Origin of the sequence: Enterococcus sp. DIV0970a, from assembly GCF_051711265.1 — a bacterium.
In the GTDB taxonomy this organism is placed as follows: domain Bacteria; phylum Bacillota; class Bacilli; order Lactobacillales; family Enterococcaceae; genus Enterococcus_D; species Enterococcus_D casseliflavus.
Window position 1 is genome coordinate 88653 of record NZ_JBIOMF010000001.1, and the last position, 24518, is coordinate 113170.

Sequence of the window (24518 nt, forward strand, 5' to 3'; positions counted from 1 at the left end):
TAACATGCTTAAAGCAAAGGAGAGAAAAAATGGAAACAAAAATCAATCGCTGGCTGATTCTGATCGCTTCGACCGCGGTATTGCTGTGTACGGGCGCCGTTTACGCCTTTAGTGTTTTTGCAGGACCTCTTAGTCAATTAAAAGGCTGGTCCATGGAAGAGATCATGTTAGCCTTTACCATCAATGCCGCAGTTGGCCCGATTACCATGATTTTGGGTGGTTTGCTGACAGACCGAGGAGCCGCTAGATGGGTCATCGCTGGTGGAGGCGTGTTGTTCGGAGCGGGCTTCTTCCTGACGGGATTGGTCAACTCACCCGCCATGCTTTACCTGACTTATGGAGTCTTTGCTGGTTTAGGGCAAGGCTTTGCCTATTCGGCTTGTTTAAGCAATACGATTCGGCTATTCCCAGATAAACGGGGACTGGCTTCTGGCTTGATCACAGCAGGTATGGGTGGGGCAGCGATTATTGCCGCACCGATTGCAAATCGTTTGATCGAATCACAAGATGTACTAGCAGCGTTTCGGATTTTAGGGATCGCCTATATCGTGATCGTCTTAGTGGCTAGTCTGTTTATTCGCAAGGCACCAGAAGATTATCGCCCAGCAGGTTGGCAACCAGCGGCGCAAGGGAAAAATGGCCCACAAATCAATCTGAATTGGTTGGACATGCTAAAGACACCAACCTTCTACTTGATTATCGTTATGTTAGGGGCAGGGGCTTTCTCAGGTTTGATGATTGCTTCTAACGCATCAGTGATCGGGCAAAGTATGTTCGGTTTGACGGCAGCCGCCGCTGCTTTTTATGTCAGCTTGTACTCATTGAGCAACTGTTTTGGTCGTGTCCTTTGGGGCACCGTTTCTGATAAAATTGGTCGGACGAATACGTTGATGATCATCTATGGCGTGGTGGCATTGTCCTTATTCTTATTAACGCTTGGTCAAACAACCGTGATCTTCACTGTCGGGATCATCGGTTTAGGACTGTGCTTCGGGGGAGTGATGGGGGTTTTCCCATCGATCGTTATGGAAAATTACGGACCGATCAATCAAGGAGTCAACTATGGAATCGTCTTTATTGGTTATTCTACGGCGGCATTCTTTGGGCCTAGAGTGGCAGCAGCAATCGCTGAAAGTAACCAAGGAAATTATACAAAAGCCTTTTATACGGCAATTTTCTTGGCGGTTTTTGGGCTCGTTCTCAATATTGGCTATGCGATGCTGAAAAAAGCCAAGAAGCCCGCACCTGTTATTAAATAACAATTCAACCAAAGCAGTCTTTTTGATAAAGGCTGCTTTTTTGGTGCCAAAACCACTCTTTTTTCTTTTTTTAAAACAGAGGATTGGCGGATGAAGCAAAAGAGAAAACTGTTTCATAGCAAGAAATTATCTCGTTGATTTCACTGTTTTTTCATCTTAACCCCCCATTTTTTAATAAATCGTGTTACAATAAAAAAAGGCTAATACGACGGAGGGATTAAATGACAATTCGTAAAGAACGACGCCGCTTAGAAAAGCGCTTGAAGCGCACACAATATACCCAAAAAAGTATTACGATGGCTACTACTTTAGTAGCGGGATCAACGTTTATCCCGACCTTAGGGCATGCGGCTGAAACGGCAACGACAGAAACTAGCAATGACCTCAAGGTCGTTGAACAAACAACAAACACTACACCAGAAACCGACAGCACACCGGTTGAGGAAACGACAGCATCGACGACAGTACCTGTTATGACCGAAGAAACTTCGGAAACGACGGAGGAGTCAGGGACTAAAGCAGTCACTGAGGGATCAGAAACAGCCACGACAGAAAGCACAACAGTCGCTAGTGATGAAGTCTTAGAAGCAGATGAAGTACCATCAGCCCTTTCGGATTTGACCAGTCGGGCATTATTTTCACGGGCAACGATCGATCCGGCTGCCTTTATCAGTCAGATTTGCGGCTATGCAACGGAAGTAGCGGCAGCAAACGATCTGTATGCCTCTGTTATGATGGCACAAGCGATTTTGGAATCTGGCTGGGGCGCATCAACTTTGACGACCACGGCAAACAATATGTTTGGGATCAAAGGTAGCTATAATGGCCAATACGTGACAATGGATACGTATGAAGATGATGGTTCAGGCAATTATTATTTGATCAGCGCCAAGTTTCGGAAATACCCATCATTAAAAGAGTCTTTTGAAGACAATGCGTATGTGTTGCGCAACACGAGTTTTTCTAGCGGCAACTACTATTACAGCGGTGCGTGGAAAAGCAATACGACCTCTTACACGCAAGCGACCGCTTGGCTGCAAGGGCGGTATGCAACCGATACTTCTTATGCCAGCAAATTAAACAATTTGATCAGTACGTATAATTTAACGCAATATGACACTGGCAGCTCAAATGCAGGCGGCGGCAATAGCAATGAAACGATCGTCAGTGATGAAACAGCGATCAATCAGCAAATGAAAACCACGTCGTCCATGAATATTCGTTCGGATGCCTCCACCAGTGCCTCTATTACTGGTTCGTTAGCAGCCAATACGACGTTTACGGCAACGGCGACCAAAACGGGCACCAGCGTCAACGGCAACACCACGTGGTATAAAATTTCTGGCAAAGGCTGGGTCAGCGGTGCATATTTGACGAAGGTTTCGACCGATTCTTCAAATAACAATAGCGGATCAGGCAACACCGGTTCTGACAATAGCAATTCTGGCACGACGATCAACAAAAAAATGAAGACGACGGAAGCGATGAATATTCGTTCCAGCGCTTCTACTAGCGGATCAGTGGTAGGATCACTTAGCAAAGGCACGACCTTTACAGCCACTTCTATGAAAACCGGCACATCAGTCAACGGCAACAAAAATTGGTACTATGTCTCTGGCAAAGGTTGGGTCAGCGGTGCCTACCTTACTGAAGTGACCAACAATAATGCTTCTGAAGCAGAAAAAGAAGACAACAGTTCAAGCATCAATCAAAAAATGAAGACGACGGCCGCATTGAATGTCCGCTCGGATGCTTCTACCAGCAGCCGTGTCGTGACGACGCTTGGTCAAGGGGTGACCGTTACCGTGACAGCGAAAAAGAACGGCACTTCAGTGGAAGGCAATAAAACGTGGTACTACGTTTCTGGCAAAGGTTGGGTCAGTGGTGCCTACTTGACAACAACCAGCAGCTCTTCCAATAACAGCGGTTCAACGACGACAAATCAGAAAATGAAAACCACCGAGATTTTAAATGTTCGTTCCGATGCTTCTACCAGCAGCAGTATTACTGGTTCTTTAAGTAAAGGGGCAACCGTCACGGTTACCGCAACAAAAACCGGGACGACCGTCAATGGCACGAACAAATGGTATTATGTTTCTGGCAAAGGCTGGGTCAGCGGTGCCTACTTGACAGCTGCTAGCAGTGGGTCTTCTAATACGAATACCAGCAGTAGTTCAACGAAGACGCACACGGTGAAATCAGGTGACAGCCTATGGTCACTGGCACAAAAATACAACACCAGCATCAGCCAAATCGCATCATGGAACAAGATCAACAGCAGCTATACGATCTATGTCGGGCAAAAGTTGATCGTTTCTAAATAATAAGCAAAAGCAACCGCGTGTATGCCATTGGCTCACGCGGTTTTTTATGCTGGATCAAGCGTTCACTAAGCTGCTAGCGGTTTATCAAGAAACTACTTGTTTTTCGTAAGCGCAATCAAACTATTTGGTCAATCAGGGAACCCTGCGTTAGAATGAAAGAAGCAATAGAAATTGCTAGTTTTAAAAGAATTGCTTCAGAACCAGAACAATCGAAGCGTACACAAAATAAGGAGGATTTCACATGCACAACAGAAACCTAACGATTATTGGCAGTTACGACACTCGAACAGAAGTATTACCGGTTATTGAGCAATTGACAAACGAAGGCTATGGCAAAGACGATATCGTGCTGTATGCGAATCAAACAGTCATCGATCAATTTGGGTTAGAATCCATCGATGATGTGGAAGTGGAGCATGCTGCTAGTGAAGACGAAGATCGTTCGCTTTGGGAAAAAATCAAAGATGCGTTTTCTTTTGGCGATTCAGATCACAGAGACGATGAACATGATCCATTATACGGCTACCGAGATGACATCGAACGAGACAAACTCGTTGTCGGCGTCTACGATTATCAGCCGATGGACAAAATAACGGATCGTGCTGCAGATACTGAGCCAATCATCGATCAACCGTTACCAGGTGAAACAGCGATGCCCGATGAGTCCGTTCATCCAACACCGCGCATGGGAGACAGTGATATTGAAGCACCGATCCATGACCCGAATCATCTGCGAAACTTATAAGTAAAAGAATTTCTTAAGTAAAGGAACTATTAAAGCCAGAGGAACGAGCATCCGTCGCACCTGCCAACCCTTAGTGAAGGGGATGGGCCCGCAGGTGATCGACCGTCGCCCTCGGGCTTTTTTTGTTGCGCAACGGGCATTCATGTCTTTGTCATCTTTGAAAATAAAACTTAATTTGTTGACGATTGCTTTTTTTTGTATAATATAAGAGTGAGATAGATCATTGACGGAAGGTCCAACCATATTTTTGGGAAAGGATGGGGAGTGCGATGAAATTCAAGTTCAATATGCAGTCGGCATTAGTCAGTTGTTTTGTTGCGGTTTTTTTGAGTGTGGCGATCAATCAAGATGCCAATGCCTTTGTTGCCGCGCCCTTTGTTCGAGATTCTTCCAGTAGTTCCTCCGAGCCACCTTACCAGACCGCAAGCAGCAGTATCGAAGAAACCTCTGATTCCAGTCAGATTTTTTATGAAGCCAGTGTTAGTTCGTATACACCGTCTTCAACGACTAGTCGCTCGATCGAAGCGTCGACAAATGAAGGCACGTCTGTTTCTGTAAGCGAAGTAGAGACAGAGCCTAGCGTCAGTACTTCTGCAAGTAGCGAAAGCAGTTCGAGTACCGCGCCGAGTGGCGGCTCAACGACCACCAACGATACCTCCAGCAGTAGCGCTAGCAGCAGTTCTTCAAGCTCTTCGTCTACGAGTTCGACCAGTACTACAACAAGCAGCTCCAGCAGTGAAACGACTGAACCGTCTTCGGAAACCTCCAATAGCGATGACGAAGCTGCGGAAGATACGAGTGAAAACGTTGATCTAACAGTCGAAGGGGTCAACTGATCCCAGTTTATAAGGAAAACCAGTCCAATCCAAAGGCACCATTTCAGCTAGGCTTTATGCCTAGCTTTTTTATTTGCTTGTGTGAAGGAGTCACGCCCGGCCATTGCCATAAACAGGCTTTTTCGTGGCTGCGTCCCCATAAAGCAGCTATCCCTTTTGACTAGTGAAAAAAGCGACTACCCTCAGTCCTGCGTGTTTATTTCCTTCCTTCCTAAAAAAAGCTGCACTTGCAAGCATATCGTAAAGTGATTTTGAACAGTTTCGCTATAATAAGTGCGAGGAGGGGTGTTATGGGAAAGTATTTTAAGCACTTCGAAAAAATGATTAGTGTGATTGTTGATATTATGTTAGGACTGTTGGTTCTGTTGGTTTTGGTGGTGATGGCGGAAGCGATCTACAAAATCGTTGTCCATGTGATCCCGCTGCATGAAGTCAGTGATCTTTCCTTATTGATCGAAGAGATCGCGACATTGTTTATTTTACTGGAAATTATTTTGATGTTATTGCGTTACGTAAAAGAAGGTCACCATATTCCGGTGCGTTACTTGATTTTGATCAGTATTACAGCAATTTTAAGAGAGCTGCTTTTGGCACAAGGAAAAGGGTTAGAAACGCTCTTTTTGGCCTTAGCGATCTTGGTCTTGATCATTGTGCTGCAGGCGTTGGAAAAACTCAAAGCCTTTCATAGTTCTAAAGGACTGTAAAAAAAATCATCCGATTGGTTGACGAATGACTCGTCAAGGGATCTGATGATTTTTTAATTCTTCAAAAAGCACTCGGCTTTCTTGCTGCAGCCGCTTGCCGATATCTGTTTGCCCTACCGTTGTTCTTTCCGTTTGCCGCACGACGATTTTTTTCTGAGTGACGATGTCACGTCGCTGCTGGATGGCTTGCTGGCGATCTGTAAAGGGTTGATGGGCTGCTAAGGTCATGCCGAAGGAATTTGACAACAGCGTGTAACCAGCAATGCCTGTGACGGATTGATAGGAGCGAGAGAGTCCCCCATCGATTACCAATAAACGACCATTTGCCTTGATGGGCGTCTCACCTTTACGCACTTTGACAGGGGTGTGGCCATTGATGATGTGGCCTGTCGGCGGCAGACCGAAGGCAGCTAGGACACGGCAGCAGAAGTCTTCGTTTTCCCTTAAAGAATAATAGGCATTTTTTTGTTCCGTATGGGTGTTGCGATCTGCTATAAAGTAGCGCTCAAAGGTTTTCATGGCTTTTTTGCCGAAGAGGGAAGAGCCTTCGCCGCACCAAAGATACCAGATCATATCGGTGGCAAGGTCTGTTTGCTTTTCTGGTTGGGCAAAGCTTTCCTGCAAACATTGCTGAAAAAAGTCCATCAACGCTTTGCCTGCTAAGGGCTGCTGCTGGAAAGTAAAGGCCAGGAAATCGCCGTTTTCCTGACAAGGCAGGCAGCCGTGATACAGCAGGTTGTCGTTGAAGCGCTGGTACAATGTGCCATGCTCAACTAAAAAGCGCATATGCGCAGCTAAGCGGGGCGAGCGTTGAAATTGGCTCAGCAAATCTTGCAGTACCTCATGTTCTTCTGCTGTCAAACGGTAAGGATCATCGGGATCTACTAGTTGAAAACAGCCGTTGATCAAAGGATAGGTCTGGTCTAGCTGGATTTGTTGCCGATCTTGAGACAAGCGATGCAACAAGCAGCGCTCTGCCATCGCAAATGCTGGTCGCCGCTGGATCACGGCTGCTTCGACTTTGAATTGGATGATGGCAAACGCCTGTTGCAAAAGCATGGCTGCTTTTTTTTGCTGGCTTGATAAAGGGTCCACTGTTTTTTGCGGATAAAAGCCTTCATTTTCTGTGTAATATTTTTGGCTAAAAGCCAGTGCTTTTGATAGATCGATCCCATAACCATCTTGTAATAATGCCAGATTGCCGTAGCGAGCAGCGATGCGGATCGTATTGGCCAAACAGGGCAGCGAGCCGCAAAAGCTGCCGATCCACAAAATATCATGGTTGCCTAGCTGAATATCCAGTGAGGGCAAAGTCATCAAACGATCGACGATTTTGTCTGGCGCTGGTCCGCGATCATAAATATCGCCTAAGACGTGGAGATGATCCACTACGAAGCGCTGAATCAAGTACGCCAGTTCTTGGCAAAAAAGCGGGGCTGCCTCTAATTCAATGATCTTATCAAAAATCGCCCGATAGTAAGCTTCTTTATTGAAGTCAGCATCATATTGGTACAACAGTTCTTCTAAGATATAAGCAAAAGAAGACGGCAGTGCTTTGCGTACCTTGGAGCGTGTGTATTTACTGGAAGTAAAGCGGGCAACTTTCACTAGCTGTGCCATCTTTAAGCGCCAATCGGCAGGGGTCCATGCCTGTTCTTGTAATAGCTCCTCTGGATAATAAATGACAAAACAAAGTTCGGTCTGTTCTTCTTTCGTCAAGACGCCAGTAAACAAAATCTCGACTTTTTCTCGGATACTGCCAGAACCATTCCGCAAAATATGGTCAAAGGCATCGTATTCGCCATGCAGATCGCTGACAAAATGCTCGGTGGCTTTCGGCAGCTGCTGGATGGCTTCCAAGTTGATGATCTCGGTCAGGTTTGCCAAGGTGTCTTTATTGAACATGGGCCTGTTCTTTGGCTTGTTCTTCAATCAGCATCGCGCTTTCTTCAATGGAACGTTTGCTGACATCGATCACCGGAATGTTCAGCTTTTTGAACCATTCATTCGCGTAAGCTAATTCTGCTTCGATTCGTTCACAATTGGTGTAATGGGTCTCTTCTTTTAAGCCCAATGAATGCATTCGGGATCGCCGAATCTCGGTCAGAGATTCTGGATTCGTGGTCAAACCGACCATTTTTCGCGGGTCGACTTGGTGCACTTCGGCTGGCAAAGCAACTTCAGGAATCAAAGGCAGATTTGCCACTTTGTAGCCGCGGTTTGCCATGTATAAACTCAATGGTGTTTTCGAGGTTCGCGAAACCCCTAAGAGGACAAAGTCAGCATCGAGAAATCCCCGTGGGTCTTTGCCGTCGTCGTATTTCACCGCAAATTCCATCGCTGCCACCCGGCTGAAATATGCTTGGTTCAAGCGATGCAAGGCACCAGGCTCTTGGACGGCTTCTACACCGAATGTTTTTTCCAGCATCGTGGTCAAGGGCGACATAAAGTCGACATACTGCAAACCAGTCCGCTTGGCAAAGGCATCAACAAAGGCGACTAACTCTTTATTGACTAAGGTGGTAACGACGATCGATTTGTCTAGCAAGGCATCTTTGAGGATCTCGCCTAAGCTCTCTTCATCATTAGTAAAGGGAAAGAGCTGGATGTCTGAAAGGTCGATCGTGGGAAACTGCGCGGAAACGGCTGCGATCAGCTTTTGTGCCGTTTCGCCTACGGAATCTGAAATCAAATATATTCGAACGTTCTTCATTGTTTTTGCCCCCTAAAAGTGTGTGTTGTCACTGTCATTGCCTGCTTGAATAAAGTAATTCATCAGCCGTGTCTTCGTGATTTTGCCGATGACTTTTTTTGGTTCCTGCGGATCGACCACAGGCAAGGTATCGACTTCATGTCGCCCTAACAACGTACCAGCCGTCAAAATCGTTTCTTCGGGTGTGATGGTCACGATGTTTGGCATGCGAGTCATGATCATCGCTACAGGTGTTTTTTCTGGTGCGGCATTGCTGATAGCAAAGCGCAGTAGGTCTTTGCGGGAGAGGACCCCAATCAGCTCGTCTTGGTCATTTTTGACATAGAGGGAACCGACATCGTACATAAACAAAGTCGTGACCGCTTCATAAACGGAGACCGTTTGTGAGATCAGCAACGGCGGGATCATGACTTCTGCAACTTTGGTATGATAGAGTTTTTCGAAAAGCAAAGGCTCAACGGTTTGTCCTGTATAGAAATAGCCGACTTTCGGTCGGGCGTCTAATAAACCGGTCATGGTCAAAATCGATAAGTCATTCCGCAAGGTTGCGCGGCTCAAGCCCAACTGCTTCGCAATGGTCTCCCCACTGATCGGCTGATGCTCTTTGACGATCTCAATGATTTTCATTTGTCTTTGGCTTAATTCCAATGTGTCACCTTCTTTCTTTTATGTGCTATGCTATTGATTATATGATTTTCCGAATAAAAAGGCAATCCTTCTCTTTTAAAAAGGATAAATCCCTTAAAAGTTTTCTTTTTTCAGCTTGACGATTAAATGTGTCATACTATATACTGCTAATTAATCGAAATAGTATATAACATTTAAAAGGAGGAACATGATGGAAAAAGCAGTCGTATGGTTTTCAGAAGGCACAAAAGAGCAAAAAGCACTATTAGGCGGGAAAGGGGCAAATCTTGCGGAGATGACCAATTTGGGTTTGCCTGTTCCCCAGGGATTTATCGTCCCTGCGACTATTTGCCTGACCTATTTAGAAGAACAGGTTCTTCCTGAGGCGATCATCAAGCAAGTCAAAGCTGCCATCGAAGAATTGGCAGTCCGCAGGAACAAAACATTTGGCGGACTGCAGTCGCCGTTGTTGGTTTCTGTCCGCAGTGGGGCTAAGTTTTCCATGCCAGGGATGATGGATACGATCTTAAACCTTGGGTTGAATGATGAAACCGTCCAAGGCTTGGCTCAGCAGACGGGGGACCCCGTTTTTGCTTATGATTGTTACCGCCGCTTGATCCAGATGTATGGGGATGTGGTGAAAGGTGTAGCAAAAGAGCACTTTGAAGCCTACTTGACAGATTATAAGAAACAGCAGAATTATGCGTCAGACCAAATGATGACCGGCAATGATTGGCAAATGATCTGCCGCGTGTTTCAAAGTATTTATATGGAACATACTCAAGAAGCGTTTCCGCAAGACCCGTTTCAGCAATTGTTGGCAGCCATCACGGCGGTTTTTCGCTCATGGAACAACCCACGGGCAAAGACCTACCGATCTCTCCATCGCATCCCTGACGATCTAGGGACTGCCGTAACGATTCAAGAAATGGTTTTTGGTAACAGCGGGATAAATAGCGGGACGGGTGTCGCCTTCACCCGCAATCCAGCAACTGGGGAACCGGGACTTTTCGGCGAATTTTTAGTGTGTGCCCAAGGGGAAGATGTGGTTGCAGGGATTCGTACACCGCAACCGATCCAAGCGTTGGCACAGCAGCATCCCATGATCTATCAGGAATTAAAGCAACTGGCTGAGCGTTTGGAGGATCACTATCAAGACATGCAAGACATTGAGTTTACCATCGATGACGGCCAGCTGTTTGTCTTGCAAACAAGAAACGGCAAACGAACCGCCGCTGCCGCAGCGCAAATCGCAACGGATATGGTCGCAGAAGGTCGGATCACTATCAGGCAAGCACTAGATCGCATCACACCAGAAATGATCGATCAATTGCTGCACCCGTTATTTGCCCCCGAAGCCTTACAGCAAGCCAAAGCCTTTGCGCAGGGCTTGCCGGCTAGTCCAGGAGCAGCTTCAGGACATGTCTATTTCACTGCAGAGGCGGCGGAAAAAGCCAGCCGCGCAGGAGAAAAAGTCCTGCTGCTGCGGCAGGAAACCTCACCTGAAGATATTGAAGGCATGGTGGTGAGTGAAGCGATCATTACCGCTCGTGGGGGGATGACTTCGCATGCGGCGGTGGTCGCCCGTGGTCTGGGGGTCTGCTGTGTGGTAGGGTGCGAGGCATTAAGTGTCGATGTATTTTTGAAGCAGGCTCGCTGCGGCGAGCTGCTGATTGAAGAAGGTGACGTGCTTTCGGTAGACGGCAGCACTGGCAAACTGTATCAAGGGCAGCTGCCTATGACCAGTGTCCAGGAGCGTGTCTTGCTGGATCAGCTTTTGACGTGGGCACAAGCCCAGGCAGATCTAAAGGTTTACGCAAATGCGGAAACGAAAAATGACATTGAGGCTGCGCTGGCCTTTGGGGCAGCGGGCATCGGTCTGGCACGGACGGAGCATATGTTTTTTGGGGAAGAGCGTTTGTGGAAAATGCGGGAAGTCATTTTGGCGGAAACGAAGGCGGAACGATTGAAGGCGTTGGCTGAGATCAAGGCTTATCAAAAAGCCGATTTCCAAGAAATGCTGCAGGCCGCGCAAGGAAAGAAGTGCACGATTCGTTTATTAGATCCACCACTTCATGAATTTTTGCCCCATGAGCATGAACGCCTTGAAATGGCTCGCCGTAGTCAAAAATCATTGGCAGTGATCGAGCGGCGAATTGACGAGCTGCAAGAGGTCAATCCCATGATGGGGCATCGCGGCAGCCGTTTAGGACTGAGCTATCCAGAAATTTATGAAATGCAAACAGCGGCGATTTGTGAAGCGGCTGTGGAATTGCGGCAGCAAGGAGTCGAGGTAGAGGCGGCGATCTTATTGCCCCTGATCAGTTTGCCCGCAGAGCTGCAGGTGTTGAAAGAGACGTTGACACAGGTGATCGCTCAAGCAGAAGCAACCCTGCAGCAACCATTGCACATCGAGATCGGCATGATGATCGAGACACCTAGAGCGTGCTTGATCGCTGGGGAGTGTGCTGAAGATGCTGCGTTCTTTAGTTTTGGTACCAATGACTTGACCCAAATGACGTTTGGCTTTTCGCGGGATGATGCAGGCAGCTTTATTCAAGCCTATTTGCAGTCGGGGATCTTACAAGAAGATCCTTACCAGCACTTAGATCAGGCGGGTGTTGGCACGTTGATGCGCCAAGCGATCACTGGCGTAAGAGATCGTCAGCCAGAGCACTCGATCGGTGTTTGTGGCGAAGTCGGCAGCGATCCCTATTCCATTGCATTTTTGCGAGAGATCGGCATCGACTATGTTTCTTGCTCCCCATACCGAATCCCTGCTGCCTGGTTAGCGATCGCCCAATCAGCCCCCATCATCGAAGAGGCGTCAGTGGGCTCCCGCTAAAATAGGAGAAAAAAATACACCGCAGTCCACTAGCAAGGCTCGCCTGCTTGGTGGATTACGGTGTGTTCGTGCAGCTTCACCTTACAGGGGCTGATCCGTTTTTTGAATCGCGGGTTTGCGTCCTTTTAAATACCAAGTGATCCCAATAACATGGGCGAGGTAGATGGCAGCGAGGACGAAACGTACCAGCAGATTAGGGATCAATAGTGCAGGAATTGCAAAGACTACCAGCATCATGGCAAACATCCGAACCATTCCCTTGGTACTCAGCTGTTTTTGTACGAGTGGTTTTTCAATGTATTTTTGATAATTTTCTGATTGAACCAAGCGTTGATAATAGGTATCGGAACTCCGCAGCCAGAAATAAGCCGTCAGCAAGTAAAAGACCGTTGTGGGTAAGAAAGGCAAGAAGATTCCTAAAGTACCTAGACCGAATGTCAGTGATCCACAAAGAAAAAATAGTGTTTTTTTCAAAAGTAACCCTCCTTATTTGGGTGTTTCGTGTCTTACCCTCAGTATAACGGAGGAGGGGCAGCTTGAACATGCGTTTTGTGTTTTTCCCCGTTTTTTAGCGGCAATAAGAGTTTTTCTTCCCCATACTCCTGCTTTTTTGATAGACTAGAAACAACACAAAGGGGGAAGCAGCATGGAAACGATTGAATTGAATACCGGCATTCAGATTCCAGTGATCGGCAGTGGGACGAATACATTTGGGAAAGAAAACCGAGAATACCAAGGTGCGATCAATGATGATACGACAGAGCTGTTGACTGCCATCAAGCTTGGGTATCGGCATTTTGATACGGCGATTTCTTACCGCAACGAAGCCGTAGTAGGCAAAGCCATCAAAGAAAGCGGGATCGACCGCAGCGAATTTTTCCTGACTTCTAAGATTCCTGGCAAACCAGAGCATACGCAAGATGCAGCTGCCGTGAAAGCGTCTGTCGAAGCGAGTTTAGCAGCCTTGCAGACGGAATCGATCGATCTTTATTTGATCCATCATCCGTGGGACAACTTGGCAGAGATCGCCGCTGTCTGGGCGGTTCTTGAGGCTTATGTCGATAAAGGAGTCTTAAAAGCGATCGGGGTGTCCAATTTCCAAGAAGAAGAACTTAGCTATTTATTGGCAAACAGTCGGATCAAACCAGCGGTCAATCAAATCGAATCGCATCCAGGCAAGTGGAACGATGCGATCATCGCCTATTCCTTAGCCAATCAGGTAGTTCCAGAAGCCTGGGGGCCACTTTCACGGATTTCAGAAGCGGCTCGGGAAACCTTGACCCAAATCGGTGAAGCGTATCAAAAAACCTGGAGCCAAGTGGTCTTGCGCTACCAAATCGAGCGTGGGGTGATCGTGATTCCGAAATCCCATTCAGAAAAACATCAAGCCGAAAATTTAGCGCTCTTTGATTTCGCTTTGACTGCGGAAGAAAAAGCCGTCATCAAAGAATTATAGGCAATAAAAAGCAGTCCCATTAAAGGGGCCCCTACAGCCAGTGCGGAAACTTCCGTGCTGGCTATTTTTATGCAGTCGCAACGCTCCTTCATGACTGAGGAGCTTTTCTATTCGTTAGATCAGCAACCGTAAGCCTTAGCAAAAAAGAAAATGCGCTTGCAGCCGTTTCTGCCAATGAACCCTCTTAATCATTCAAAGAAATAACCGATTATCCTTACTAAGGGTCGTCTACGGACGAGTCTTCATTGGATCGTGTGAAATTGGAAATGAAGGAGTGGCACAGTTGTGAAAAAAAGAAAAAAGACGATAGGAATTTATGTGATGATCACCTTGATGCTGGTTGCGGGGATCCCGATCATTGTCATGCTGACAAGTTCCTATTTAACCACCAAGAACTTATTGATTGAACGAAATGATTTGAACAAAGAAAGTGCCGTCAATTTGATCTTGGCGGAAGAAAAGAGTTTGCGCCGATCGACGGAAAGCAAATTGAAATCAATGGCTGAACTGCCAGCGATGAAAACAGAATTCAGCATGGGACGCATCCGTTCAGATCTTTCTTTAGCGATTGCTGGAAGCAACAGCTTCTTAGCGGTGACTTTTGGAACAGAAGATGATGAATATGTAACCTTCAATCCCTTACCAGATGATTATAAGCCTACGATTCGGCCATGGTACAAAGGGGCCGTAAAAGCCGAAGGAGAAGTGTATTGGACAGCACCTTATTTAGATACAGTGTCGAATCAATTTGTGACGTCGGCTTCGATCAGGGTCAAAAATTCCCATAATCAAGTGGGGGTTTTAAGCGTCGATGTTTCCTATGAAAGCATTCAAAACATCTTGTCTTCTTTTACCGTAGGGCGGACTGGGAATGTCACCTTAGTTTCAGAATCTGGGGTCATCGTGACCTCAAAAAACACCAAACAAATCGGTAAGAATATCAAAGAAGAAGAAGTATTCCAAAAAATCAAAGAAGCTAAAAACCCGACAGGCATGGTTGGTTTAGGCGACTCGAATAAAGTCAACGATGTGTTGTATGACAAGTCTGCTGATTCCAATGTTTGGGCGTACTCCGAAGTCAAAGCTAGTGATCTAGACAAAGAGTTAGGGGCGTTAGTCCGTACCACCATTATCGTTACGATCTTGATGCTGCTCTTTGTAGGACTGGTTTCTTATGCCGCGATCAAAGTAGTCGCAGCAATCATCGATTGCTTCAATCGTTACTTTAGAAAAGTCGGTGAAGGCAAACTAGAGAAGATGAGCAAAACCAAAAGAGCCAAAGGCGAAAAATGGACATGGGATCAATTGGCACGCCGAGTTGTATATCCAGACAAAGCAGGCAATGAGATCCAGCAAATGGCGGACAATTACAATGTGATGATCGAAGGCACGGGTGCATTGATCCAAAAAGTACAAAAAGAAAGCAACAGTGTCGCAGGAATGTCGGATTCTTTATTAGAATTGTCAAAACAAACCAATATTGCGACAGAAGAAGTCTCTCAAACCATTACAGGGATAGCTGAAGTGACCGGTGCGCAAGCCCAAGAAACAGAATACAGCGTGTCCCAAATGCAAAATCTGTCGCAGGTCGTGAAAGAATTACGAGAAAATGTTGGCGGCATGAGCAGCAAGTCGCAAGAATCTACGAAGATAAATCAAGAAAACTTAACGATCATGGATCAAGTCGATGACAGCTGGCGACAAGAGTTGGCACAGATGGAGCGCTTGATGTCGAACATGACGGGAATGAATGATAGTATCCAAAACATCAACTCGATCATTGGGGTCATCAATGATATTTCTTACCAAACCAACTTGCTAGCCTTGAATGCATCGATCGAGGCCGCAAGTGCAGGTGAGTCGGGCAAAGGCTTTGCCGTCGTGGCTGCTGAGATCCGTAAATTGGCGGAACAAAGCAAAGCCTCTACCAAAGAGATCGAAGCGATCATTGAAGAAATTCGTGAGCAGTCTAGTCAAATGGTCAAACAAACGTCGGCGTCTGTCAAAGGCGGCGTTCGCCAGACCAACTTGATAAAAGAAGCGATCTCATCTTCAAAAGAAGTCTTCCAACGCAGTAGCTATATGATTGAAGGCATCCATCATATTGAAGCAGCCAGTGCCCGTATCGAAAACATTCAAAACAGTGTACTGGAAAACTTAGAAAACATTTCCGCATCAACGGAAGAAAATGCCGCTGGTACACAAGAAGTTTCCGCAAATGCAGAAGAAGTCTTGGCAACCATGGATGAATTTACCAACCATGTGGCCGATCTCAGAGACATTGCAGAAGAGTTGAAGCGATTGACCAATCGGTTTGAAGTGGAAAAATAAACCAAGCAAAAAAATCACTCATCAGCTATTCGCAAGAATGGCTCGTGGGTGATTTTTGTTTAGTGAATAGGAGACTGCAATAAAGCCAAGACGGATATTGGTCGTCTTGGCTTTTCATAATGATATTTATAAAACCGTATTATGGGCTATTGTGCCGTTTCAGTCCGCTGAATGATCATCTCCACGCGGCGGTTTTCCGAGCGGCCTTGGGGGGTGTTGTTATCGGCCTTCGGTTCGGTATCGGCAAAGGCTTGGATGGCAGCATTTTTTTCTAAAACGGCGCCTTTGCTGATGAAGTACTCCATAACGGTAATGGCCCGAGCGGAACTAAGATCCCAGTTAGATTGGTAGCGGCCATTGCCTTTTTCAGGTACGTTATCGGTATGCCCAGCGATCACGATTTTGTTGGTTTTTAATTTTTTCAGTGAGTCCGATAGCAGATCCAGTGACTGACGAGTGGTGTCCGTGATCTCGGCGCTGCCAGAGGCAAACAAGATGCTGCTGGCAAGCGTGATATGCAAGCCATCGGATTCCAAGCGGACTTCTGTCTGCTCTTTTAAGCCAGAAGCTGCCAGCTCTTGTGCCAGCTGGTCGCTGATTTTTTCTAGTTGCTGATTTTCCAGTTGGGTCCGAACCGCTGCTTCTTGCGCTTGTGCTTCGGCAGAAGTGGCGGCTTTTTTTCGCGGCGTGGTCTCGCCCATATCGATCACCGACCCAATCACAGATGAATTGCTGTGGTGGCTGGAAAGGATGGTGCCAAATTCGCTTTTGATTTCTTGGAACTTCTCATCATCAACTTTCGCCATGGCAAACATGACGATGAACAAAGCCAGCAGCAAGGTCAACATATCCGAGTAAGGCAAAAGCCACGCTTCGTCTACATGTTCTTCATGTTTCTTTTTTCGCTTCATGTCGCTTCACCCTTTATAATTGTTCTTGCCGTTTTTTCGGATCGATCAAGCTGTATAATTTTTTCTCAATGCTTTTCGGCGATTGTCCGGCTTGGATCGCTAAGACCCCTTCCACGATGATCGACATCATTTGGACCTCTTGCTCCGATTTCAAGGTCAGGCGTGAGCTAAAGGGAATGAACAGGACATAGCCGAAGAAAATACCATAAAGGGTCGCCACGAAGGCCGCCGAGATCATGTGCCCCAGTGCCTCTACATCCTCTAAATTACCTAGCGCCCCAATCAGCCCGATCACGGCTCCTAACACCCCTAAGGTCGGGGAACTCGTGCCGGCGGTTTTAAAAATAGCCGAGCCGATGCGATGCCGTTCTTCGATCCCATAGATCTCATTCTCCATGATTTCTTGGATCTGTTCGGCAGCGATGCCATCAACCACCATTTCCAAGCCCTTTTTTAAAAAAGGATCTTCTAAGTTTTGGATGGCACCTTCAAGAGATAACAAACCATCGCGCCGGGCTTGGTTGGCTAATTCAACGATGGTATTGATGGTTGTTTTTAAGTCGTATTCTTTATTTTTCAGCAGAACGCCGAAGATCTTCGGGATTTTTTTGATATCACTGCTGGGAAATGAATTGATAACGGCTGCGATCACACCAACGAAAATGATGATCGCGGCTGCCGGATTGATCAAAACGGCCACATTGGCACCTTTTACAATCATCCCAACCACCACAGATATCAATCCTAAAATAATACCGATCAGCAAGAAAAAATCCATTTGTTGCGTCCTCCTAAATTCTATTTCCAGGTTTTAAACCCTCATTTATTTTATCGGTGAATTAAAATCATTCTTAATAGCAAAAAAAAATAATCCTAAAAATAACTAAAATAAATTTTCAGCTTCTTCTTTTTTTGTTGTTTTTTGGGCAAGTGGCGGCAAATTTTTGAAATGGTACAGCTTGCAATTTTTGTGAATATTTATAGATGGTACCGTTTTTTTTCGTGAAGCGTTTCTCAGGGTTTGTCATGTCATTCAGCACAAATGAAAATGTTTTAATCAATTTTTCGAATAATGCTTGTTTTTTTATCAAAAATCATCTTTTGATCAAAAAGCATAGATATGCTTGTAAAACGCTTTATATCGATCGTTTACTTTTTATAACTGGGGACGAAATTGCGATGAAACAGTGTTTAACAAATAACATAACATGGTTGTAACTTAAATGTCATATCCGTAAAGTTGTAAAAATCAAATTGTAAAATAAAAATAATTCTACTATAATGACATCACGTCTTCTTGTTTTTTTAATCTATAACAAAAAAATAAATAAATATATTTGTTTCTGTTCCATCGCTGAAAAAAACGTTTGGTACAGAAGGTGGAAGGAGCAATTATTGTTGGATACCTATGATTTATTAAAAACAGCCATGAATGTTTCTGCCCAACGCGCAGAATTGATTTCGTCTAATATCGCCAATGTCAACACGGATGGGTACAAAGCAAAACGCATCGTGTTTGAAAGCGAATTAAAGCAGGCACTCGCTTCATCAGGGACCGACGCTGCAACCGAAGCGTCAGTTTCTCAAGTAAAACCGAAAATCACTGAAAATGCAACTACCAGCATCAAAGACAACGGCAATAACGTGGATCTTGAAGTGGAGATGTTGGATCAAGCAGCCAATGGGTTATATTACAGTGCATTGACCGCACAAGTCAACGGTCGCTTGCAAATGATGAACCTTGTATTGAGTAATTGATAGAAAGCGCAGGAAAAACAAATGGGTATGTTTAATGGACTAACGATCAACGCGAGCGGTCTAGCATTGGAACGGTTAAAACTCGATACGATCTCCAGCAATATCGCAAATGTAAATACGAATCAAACACAAACAACCGCGGCTTATCAAAAAAAGAGTATTCTTTTTTCAGAAAATTTAAAAAATAGTCGCGAAGGAATACCGGCTACATACGGTGTCAAAGTGACGGGGATCGCTGCCGATGAAACGGAAAAACTGACCTATGATCCTACCAATCCCGCTGCCAACGATGAGGGATATGTCGGTCAATCAAATGTGGATATTGCCGATGAAATGGTGGCAATGTTGCAAGCGGTTCGAACGTACGAAGCCAATGTTTCTGCTTCAGAAATGAATAAAACGATCTTGAAAAAAGCATTAGAAATATCAAAGGGGTAACGAGAAAATGGATGGACTTTTAACGACAGGATTAACGGACTACCAAAACGTTTTGCGGACACTAGGCACGGGGGCTGCTTCAAACGAGACCAGTGCTGCAGGCGCCAAGGAAAATCAGTTTTCTTCTTACTTGACCAATGCGGTCGATCAGTTGAATCAAAAAACGGCGGTCATGGATCAAGATACTGTAAATTTGATCACCGGCGATGAAAGCGATCTAGGGAATGTGATGATTCGCATGACGGAGGCGCAATTGGCGCTACAAACAGCCGTTCAAGTACGAAACAAGTGTTTAGAAGCTTACAATGACGTGAAAAATATGCAGTTTTAGCAGTGGGTGAGGGAATAAGGATAAATGATGGATAAAGTGAAAGAATGGACAGAACAACTCAAAGACCGTTGGCAAATGCAAAGCTCTTTAAAGAAAATGATCGTTGTTCTTTCCGTTATCAGCGTTCTCGGAATCACAGCAGCTGTGTATTATTTAAATACGCGAATTGAATACGGTATCTTGTTTACGGATCTAAGCGATGCCGATGCGGGAACGATCAGCAAGGATTTGGAGGAACAGCAGATCACCTACAAATTAGCCGACAATGGGACGACGATTTTGATCGATAAAGACCAAGTCGATGAATACCGCATCAATCTTGCCGTGGACAATAAATTACCAAATACCAGTACAGGCTTTGAATTATTTGATGATGCCAACATGATGACAACCGACGAAGACCGCAAGATCATGTATCAGCGGGCAGTAACGGGCGAACTGCAACGGGCGATCGAGTCGATCGATGCGGTCAAATCCGCCAAAGTTTTACTCGTGATGCCAGAAGAAAGTGTCTTTTCTTCTGAGGAAAGTGCGCCAACTGCTTCTATCGTGTTGACCTTGAAAAATCAGCAGATCTCAGACGAGTCCGTGCAAGGGATCGTTACCTTGACTTCAGGGGCAGTGGAAAAGCTGAAGCCAGAAAATGTAAAAGTCGTTGATAGTGCGGGCAATACCTTGACGAGAACCGAAGATGAAGCCAGTCAATTAAGTGGCCTGAACAATAAATACATTGCCATCAAAGATTCCTACGAAAAAACGCTAGAAGAAAAAGTAGCGAAGCTGCTGACACCGATCTATGGTGCAGACAAATTCCAAGTGTCGATCAATTTAGACTTGAATTTTGACTCGATCGAGCGGAAGAAAGTCACTTATGATGACCCAGAGATCAAGAGTGAGACAGTGCAGGCTGCTGGTTCGCAAGGCACCGTCCAAGAAGCCCAAACAGGGACGGTGGATGACAATGTCTCCAATGTGACGGGTACGGATGGAGAGGGAAACAATTCCTATAGCCGTTCGGTGGAAAACGAATTGGATACCGAGACCACCACGACCATTACGGCCCCTGGCATGATCGAACGAATGACCAGCTCGATCGTGATCAATGCGAACCTTTCGCAAGCGGATCAAGCAGAATTGCAGCAGTTGATTGCTAGTGCCGTCGGCTATGACAATGACCGTGGTGATCAAATCGCGATCCAAGGATTTGACTTTGCCCAAGCAGAGGTTGATCCAGCCGTTGATCCGCAAGGGAATGAACCGATTGCAGCTGCCAAAGGTTATCTCAAGTATGCCATCATCGGCGGCATCGTGTTGACCTTGTTCTTAGTGATTTTAATGATCGTTGGCGTGATCCGACGTCGTCGTAAAGAAGACGAGCTGGAAGTCGATGTGACGGAGGAAATGGTCACTTTTGCACAACCGTCAGCAGTTAGCACTGGTACAAGTCCGTCAGTTGCACAAGAAGTCGTTTTTGGCGGTGTCGGCAATCGGTCTGCTGAAACGAAACCAGCGGTGCCAGAAGCATCCACACAAGAAGCCGCAGCAGAACATTCAGGAGAACCAACATTGGATCAAACGGCTAGAAATTATGCCGAAAGCAATCCTGAAGTAGCGGCGGAATTGATCAAAGCTTGGATGAAAGAAAAATAAGGGGGCAGCCATGGATACAATAGACGGGGTAAAAAAAGCAGCGATTCTTCTGATCTCTCTAGGATCAGATACCTCTGCAAAGATCATGAAGCTGCTGCCAGAATCATTTATACAAAAGGTGAGCTATGAGATCGCCAACATCGACTTTGTCAGTCCCGAAGAGCGGGATCAAGTGTTGGAGGAATTTTCTCATACCGCAACGGCTCGCAAATATGTCTTAGACGGCGGGATCGATTATGCCAAAAATTTGCTGAACCAAGCATTAGGCCCTCAAAAAGCCAAAGAAGTCATTGACGTATTGACTCAGATCCAGCTGCGGGAACGGCCCTTTAATATCGCTCGCAAAGCCGATGTTCAACAGTTGACCAATCTGTTGATCGGCGAACATCCACAAACGGTAGCGTTGATTTTGTGCTACATGCAGCCGGACAAAGCGGCCAGCGTCTTGTCACAGTTTCCCGATCATTTGCAAGTGGAGATCGCTGAACGGATCGGGACGATCTCCAGTACGTCGCCTTTGGTGATCGAACGGATCGAAAAAGTGATCGAGAACAAATTCTCGAATTACATTGAGAACGATACGGAAAATGTCGGTGGTGTGCATACACTGGTAGAAATCTTGAACTCAGTCAGCCGCAGCACCGAAAAGAACATTTTGAACGACTTAGAAAAGCGGCAACCGGAACTATCCAACGAAGTGAAATCCAGCTTGTTTACTTTCGAGGATATCGTGACCCTCGATCGCTTGGATGTTCAAAAAGTCTTGCGAGATGTTCAAAACGATGTCTTAGTCTTAGCGCTTAAAGGCACGACCGATGACATCAAGAACTTTATTTTCTCCAACCTCTCATCACGGGCGGTGGAAAATCTGCAAGAAGAAATTCAATTTATGGGTCCTACCCGCTTGTCTGCTGTAGAAGAAGCCCAACAAAGTGTGGTGGCTGTGATTCGACGGCTAGATGAAACCGGTGAGATCTACATCGGAAGGGGCGACCAAGATGCAGTGGTCAAATAGCAGTTTATTGAAGCAGCAGGCGGTCAAAACGACCGAAGCTGCGCGCAGTATTTTGACGGATACGACCATCAAAGCGCCGATTGAGAAACCAAGCTTAGACCCAGAACTGCAAGCGGCTAGACGTGCACGCCAGTTGGAGCAGGAACGGCATCTGCAGCAAATGGAAGCCTTGAAGCAGCAGATTTTGACCGATGCACAAGAACAAGCGGCGCAAATTCTAGCAGAAGCGAGAACGGAAGGCTTTCAAGCAGGACAAGCAGACGGCTTTCAACAAGGCTATCAAGAAGGACTCAATGCCAGCAAAGAAGCCGCGCAAGCATTGATGGCCCAAGCCCAAGCCAATGTCGCTGAAGCCGTTTCTGAGATCAACACCTTTCGCTCAGAGAAAAAGCAAGAAATGATCGCTTACGGCACGGCAATCGCTGAAGCCTTGATTAATCAACGTTTTACAGATGAGCAAGCAGGCTTCCTGCCTTTTGTGGAGTCTGTGCTATGGCAATTTGAACAACCCGATCAATTTGTGACTGTTCGCAGCCAAGAGCAGCATCTTGCAGGGGTGCGAGAATTGTTGGAAACCAAAAAGCAGACGATCAGCGGGTTTCGCTATTTACTCATGGCAGATGACACCTTGGCGGAACACGATTTTTGTATCGAATCTGAAAATACCTTGGTGGTTTTTGAACTGAGGAAAGAAATCGCTCGCTTTTTGAGCCAATTTCTAGAAAGCAGTGTGAAGGAATGACGTTTGAATTACCAATCACAGCGCTGCGCAAAACGGCGCAAGCACAGCCGTTTTTTACCACCTACGGCAAAGTCAGCGAAGTCGTAGGTCTGCTGATCAAAGTCGAAGGGCTGGCGGTTTTCATAGGGGAAATCTGTGAAGTCGCATTGCAAAACAAGACACATACAGCCTTAGCTGAAGTCGTAGGCTTTGTAAAAAAAACCGTGCTCCTGATGCCCCTTGATCAGCTAGAAGGCATCGGACCGGGCTGTTTGGTGCGGCCAACTGGCAAATCGTTGACGGTAAAAATCGATGATACACTGCTAGGGCACACCTTAGATGGACTAGGGCGACCGTTAGATATGGCGCTGGAGCTGGAAAGTGCGCCAGAATATCCAGTTAGTCAAGATTCTCCTGACCCCTTTCGCCGTCAAAAAATCGCTGAGATCATGCCGACAGGTGTCCGGGCGATCGATGGTCTTTTGACCGTCGGCCTTGGCCAACGGATCGGCATTTTTGCCGGCAGCGGGGTCGGTAAGAGTACTTTATTGGGGATGTTGGCTCGTTATTGCGAAGCCGATGTCATCGTGATCGGCTTGATCGGCGAGCGGGGACGAGAAGTCAAAGAATTTATTGAAAATGATCTAGGCCCAGAAGGTTACCGCAAGTCGGTCGTTGTCTGTGCCACCTCCGATATGCCGCCTCTCGTACGATTAAAAGGGGCTCATGTGGCAACAGCGATCGCTGAGTATTACCGCGATCAAGGGAAGAAAGTCGTATTGATGATGGATTCGGTGACCCGTTTTGCGATGGCACAGCGGGAGATCGGTCTATCGACAGGCGAGCCGCCGACGACCAAAGGCTATACCCCTTCTGTGTTTACAGCTTTACCGAAGTTGTTAGAACGCAGTGGGATGTCGGACAAAGGCTCGATCACGGCCTTTTATACTGTCTTGGTAGAAGGGGATGACATGAATGAACCGATCGCTGATGCGGTGCGGGGAATTCTTGATGGACATATTCTGTTGTCCCGAAAAATCGCCGCTCAAAATCATTATCCTGCCATCGATATTCAAAACAGCCTCAGCCGCTTGATGAAGACCCTTGTTTCTGAGGAACAGCATAAACATGCGGGGGAACTAAAAGAAAACATGGCCGTTTATGCAGAGGCCAAGGATTTGATCGATATCGGTGCTTACAAAAGCGGCAGTAATGCGTTGACCGACCAAGCGATCGCGCTGCATCACCCCATCCTGCGGTTTTTACAGCAAAAAGTGGATGAGCGGATCCCATTTGAACAAACGATTTTTGAACTGGCGCATTTGTTCAGTGAAGAAGCGCTGATCGAGCGCCAGCGTTCGACCATGTAAAACAGATCATAAAGGAGCAGCTATGCAAGCATTTCACTTTTCCTTAGAAAAAGTATTGGATCACCGAAAAACCATTGAGCAAGAAGCCAAACGCGCTTACGCCCAAAAACAACAATTGTTGATTCAGCAAGAACAGCACCTGAATACGCTGACACAGGAAAAAGCCCAGCTTTTTGATGTCAATGAGATGACCATTGGGCGGATGCAAGTGCAGCAACGCTATTTGATTGCGTTGAATGCCACCATCGATGAGGTTCAGAACAAAATGTTTCACGTGAAGCAAGAATTGGCAGAGTCTTTATCGGTGGTGGTAGAAGCGCAGCAGGAACGCAAGGTCGTGGAAAAGCTGCGAGAAAAACAATTTGCTGAATACACCTATGAACAGCAATTGGAAGAGCAAAAACAATTGGATGAGTTCGGCAATCGCGCCTTATTTTCTTAAAGCACTAATGGTTTTAGTGATGAGACGACCTTGGTTTCAAAG

Annotated in this window: 22 protein-coding genes; 16 read left to right on the forward strand and 6 right to left on the reverse strand. The window is 46.1% G+C overall.

From position 1 onward, the window contains the following. Window positions 1-29: 29 nt before the first annotated feature. From IGK14_RS00400 to IGK14_RS00420, 5 genes are all read left to right on the forward strand, one after another. Window positions 30-1259, forward strand: coding sequence for an L-lactate MFS transporter (locus tag IGK14_RS00400; RefSeq protein WP_010748523.1), 1230 nt, complete (start codon window positions 30-32; stop codon window positions 1257-1259). Window positions 1260-1480: 221 nt separating this feature from the next. Beyond that, entirely contained in the window at window positions 1481-3583 is a 2103-nt protein-coding gene (locus tag IGK14_RS00405; RefSeq protein WP_010748524.1) for an SH3 domain-containing protein, read from the forward strand. Between the two features lie 241 nt (window positions 3584-3824). Then, the gene (locus tag IGK14_RS00410; protein WP_010748525.1) at window positions 3825-4328 is read left to right on the forward strand and encodes a general stress protein; all 504 of its coding nucleotides are present in this window, start codon (window positions 3825-3827) and stop codon (window positions 4326-4328) included. Between the two features lie 269 nt (window positions 4329-4597). After that, complete coding sequence (locus IGK14_RS00415) at window positions 4598-5164, forward strand: hypothetical protein (RefSeq protein WP_010748526.1); 567 nt, start codon at window positions 4598-4600, stop codon at window positions 5162-5164. A 290-nt stretch (window positions 5165-5454) separates the two neighbouring features. Then, entirely contained in the window at window positions 5455-5868 is a 414-nt protein-coding gene (locus IGK14_RS00420) for a phosphate-starvation-inducible PsiE family protein (RefSeq protein WP_010748527.1), read from the forward strand. 33 nt (window positions 5869-5901) lie between these two features. Here IGK14_RS00420 and IGK14_RS00425 read toward each other — a convergent pair whose 3' ends face one another. The 3 genes from IGK14_RS00425 to IGK14_RS00435 are packed head-to-tail and all read right to left on the reverse strand — an operon-like array spanning window position 5902 to window position 9229. Beyond that, complete coding sequence (locus IGK14_RS00425) at window positions 5902-7773, reverse strand: fructose-1,6-bisphosphatase (protein ID WP_010748528.1); 1872 nt, start codon at window positions 7771-7773, stop codon at window positions 5902-5904. Then, the gene (locus IGK14_RS00430) at window positions 7763-8581 is read right to left on the reverse strand and encodes a pyruvate, water dikinase regulatory protein (RefSeq protein ID WP_005226564.1); all 819 of its coding nucleotides are present in this window, start codon (window positions 8579-8581) and stop codon (window positions 7763-7765) included. Before IGK14_RS00430 ends, IGK14_RS00425 begins: the two co-directional genes overlap by 11 nt. Window positions 8582-8593: 12 nt before the next feature. After that, on the reverse strand, window positions 8594-9229 hold the full coding sequence (locus tag IGK14_RS00435) for a helix-turn-helix transcriptional regulator (RefSeq protein WP_005232817.1): 636 nt from the start codon (window positions 9227-9229) through the stop codon (window positions 8594-8596). A gap of 190 nt (window positions 9230-9419) precedes the next feature. Between IGK14_RS00435 and ppdK the strand changes: the two genes are divergently transcribed. Further along, window positions 9420-12053: a pyruvate, phosphate dikinase gene (gene ppdK / locus IGK14_RS00440; protein WP_010748529.1), complete on the forward strand. Its 2634-nt coding sequence runs from the start codon at window positions 9420-9422 to the stop codon at window positions 12051-12053. Window positions 12054-12134: 81 nt separating this feature from the next. On the opposite strand, the gene IGK14_RS00445 is transcribed toward ppdK, so the two are convergent. Beyond that, on the reverse strand, window positions 12135-12527 hold the full coding sequence (locus IGK14_RS00445) for a YbaN family protein (RefSeq protein ID WP_005226569.1): 393 nt from the start codon (window positions 12525-12527) through the stop codon (window positions 12135-12137). Window positions 12528-12699: 172 nt separating this feature from the next. Between IGK14_RS00445 and IGK14_RS00450 the strand changes: the two genes are divergently transcribed. Then, entirely contained in the window at window positions 12700-13509 is an 810-nt protein-coding gene (locus IGK14_RS00450) for an aldo/keto reductase family protein (protein WP_005226570.1), read from the forward strand. A gap of 285 nt (window positions 13510-13794) precedes the next feature. Continuing rightward, window positions 13795-15840, forward strand: a complete 2046-nt coding sequence (locus IGK14_RS00455) for a methyl-accepting chemotaxis protein (protein WP_005226571.1) — start codon at window positions 13795-13797, stop codon at window positions 15838-15840. Between the two features lie 146 nt (window positions 15841-15986). Here IGK14_RS00455 and IGK14_RS00460 read toward each other — a convergent pair whose 3' ends face one another. After that, on the reverse strand, window positions 15987-16751 hold the full coding sequence (locus IGK14_RS00460; protein WP_010748530.1) for an OmpA/MotB family protein: 765 nt from the start codon (window positions 16749-16751) through the stop codon (window positions 15987-15989). Window positions 16752-16764: 13 nt separating this feature from the next. Then, window positions 16765-17529 (reverse strand): flagellar motor stator protein MotA, encoded by a 765-nt coding sequence (gene motA, locus IGK14_RS00465; RefSeq protein ID WP_005232810.1) that lies wholly within the window; start codon window positions 17527-17529, stop codon window positions 16765-16767. 620 nt (window positions 17530-18149) lie between these two features. Between motA and flgB the strand changes: the two genes are divergently transcribed. From flgB to fliJ, 8 genes are read left to right on the forward strand one after another with little or no spacing between them, the layout of a single operon-like run. After that, window positions 18150-18509 (forward strand): flagellar basal body rod protein FlgB, encoded by a 360-nt coding sequence (gene flgB / locus IGK14_RS00470; RefSeq protein ID WP_017144455.1) that lies wholly within the window; start codon window positions 18150-18152, stop codon window positions 18507-18509. A gap of 21 nt (window positions 18510-18530) precedes the next feature. Then, window positions 18531-18947 carry a flagellar basal body rod protein FlgC gene (flgC, locus tag IGK14_RS00475; protein WP_010748531.1) on the forward strand — a complete coding sequence of 139 codons (417 nt, stop codon included), beginning with the start codon at window positions 18531-18533 and terminating at the stop codon, window positions 18945-18947. Window positions 18948-18954: 7 nt separating this feature from the next. Beyond that, a complete protein-coding gene (fliE, locus tag IGK14_RS00480; RefSeq protein ID WP_005226583.1) occupies window positions 18955-19278 on the forward strand; it encodes a flagellar hook-basal body complex protein FliE in 324 nt (107 codons plus the stop codon). 27 nt (window positions 19279-19305) lie between these two features. Next, window positions 19306-20928 (forward strand): flagellar basal-body MS-ring/collar protein FliF, encoded by a 1623-nt coding sequence (fliF, locus tag IGK14_RS00485; protein WP_010748532.1) that lies wholly within the window; start codon window positions 19306-19308, stop codon window positions 20926-20928. Window positions 20929-20938: 10 nt separating this feature from the next. Beyond that, window positions 20939-21943, forward strand: coding sequence for a flagellar motor switch protein FliG (gene fliG, locus IGK14_RS00490; RefSeq protein ID WP_005226586.1), 1005 nt, complete (start codon window positions 20939-20941; stop codon window positions 21941-21943). Further along, window positions 21927-22685 carry a FliH/SctL family protein gene (locus tag IGK14_RS00495; RefSeq protein WP_010748533.1) on the forward strand — a complete coding sequence of 253 codons (759 nt, stop codon included), beginning with the start codon at window positions 21927-21929 and terminating at the stop codon, window positions 22683-22685. Before fliG ends, IGK14_RS00495 begins: the two co-directional genes overlap by 17 nt. Beyond that, window positions 22682-24034 (forward strand): flagellar protein export ATPase FliI, encoded by a 1353-nt coding sequence (gene fliI / locus IGK14_RS00500; protein ID WP_005226590.1) that lies wholly within the window; start codon window positions 22682-22684, stop codon window positions 24032-24034. The genes IGK14_RS00495 and fliI overlap by 4 nt, the downstream gene beginning before the upstream one ends. Before the next feature lie 22 nt (window positions 24035-24056). Continuing rightward, window positions 24057-24476 carry a flagellar export protein FliJ gene (gene fliJ, locus IGK14_RS00505; RefSeq protein WP_010748534.1) on the forward strand — a complete coding sequence of 140 codons (420 nt, stop codon included), beginning with the start codon at window positions 24057-24059 and terminating at the stop codon, window positions 24474-24476. Window positions 24477-24518: the final 42 nt, after the last annotated feature.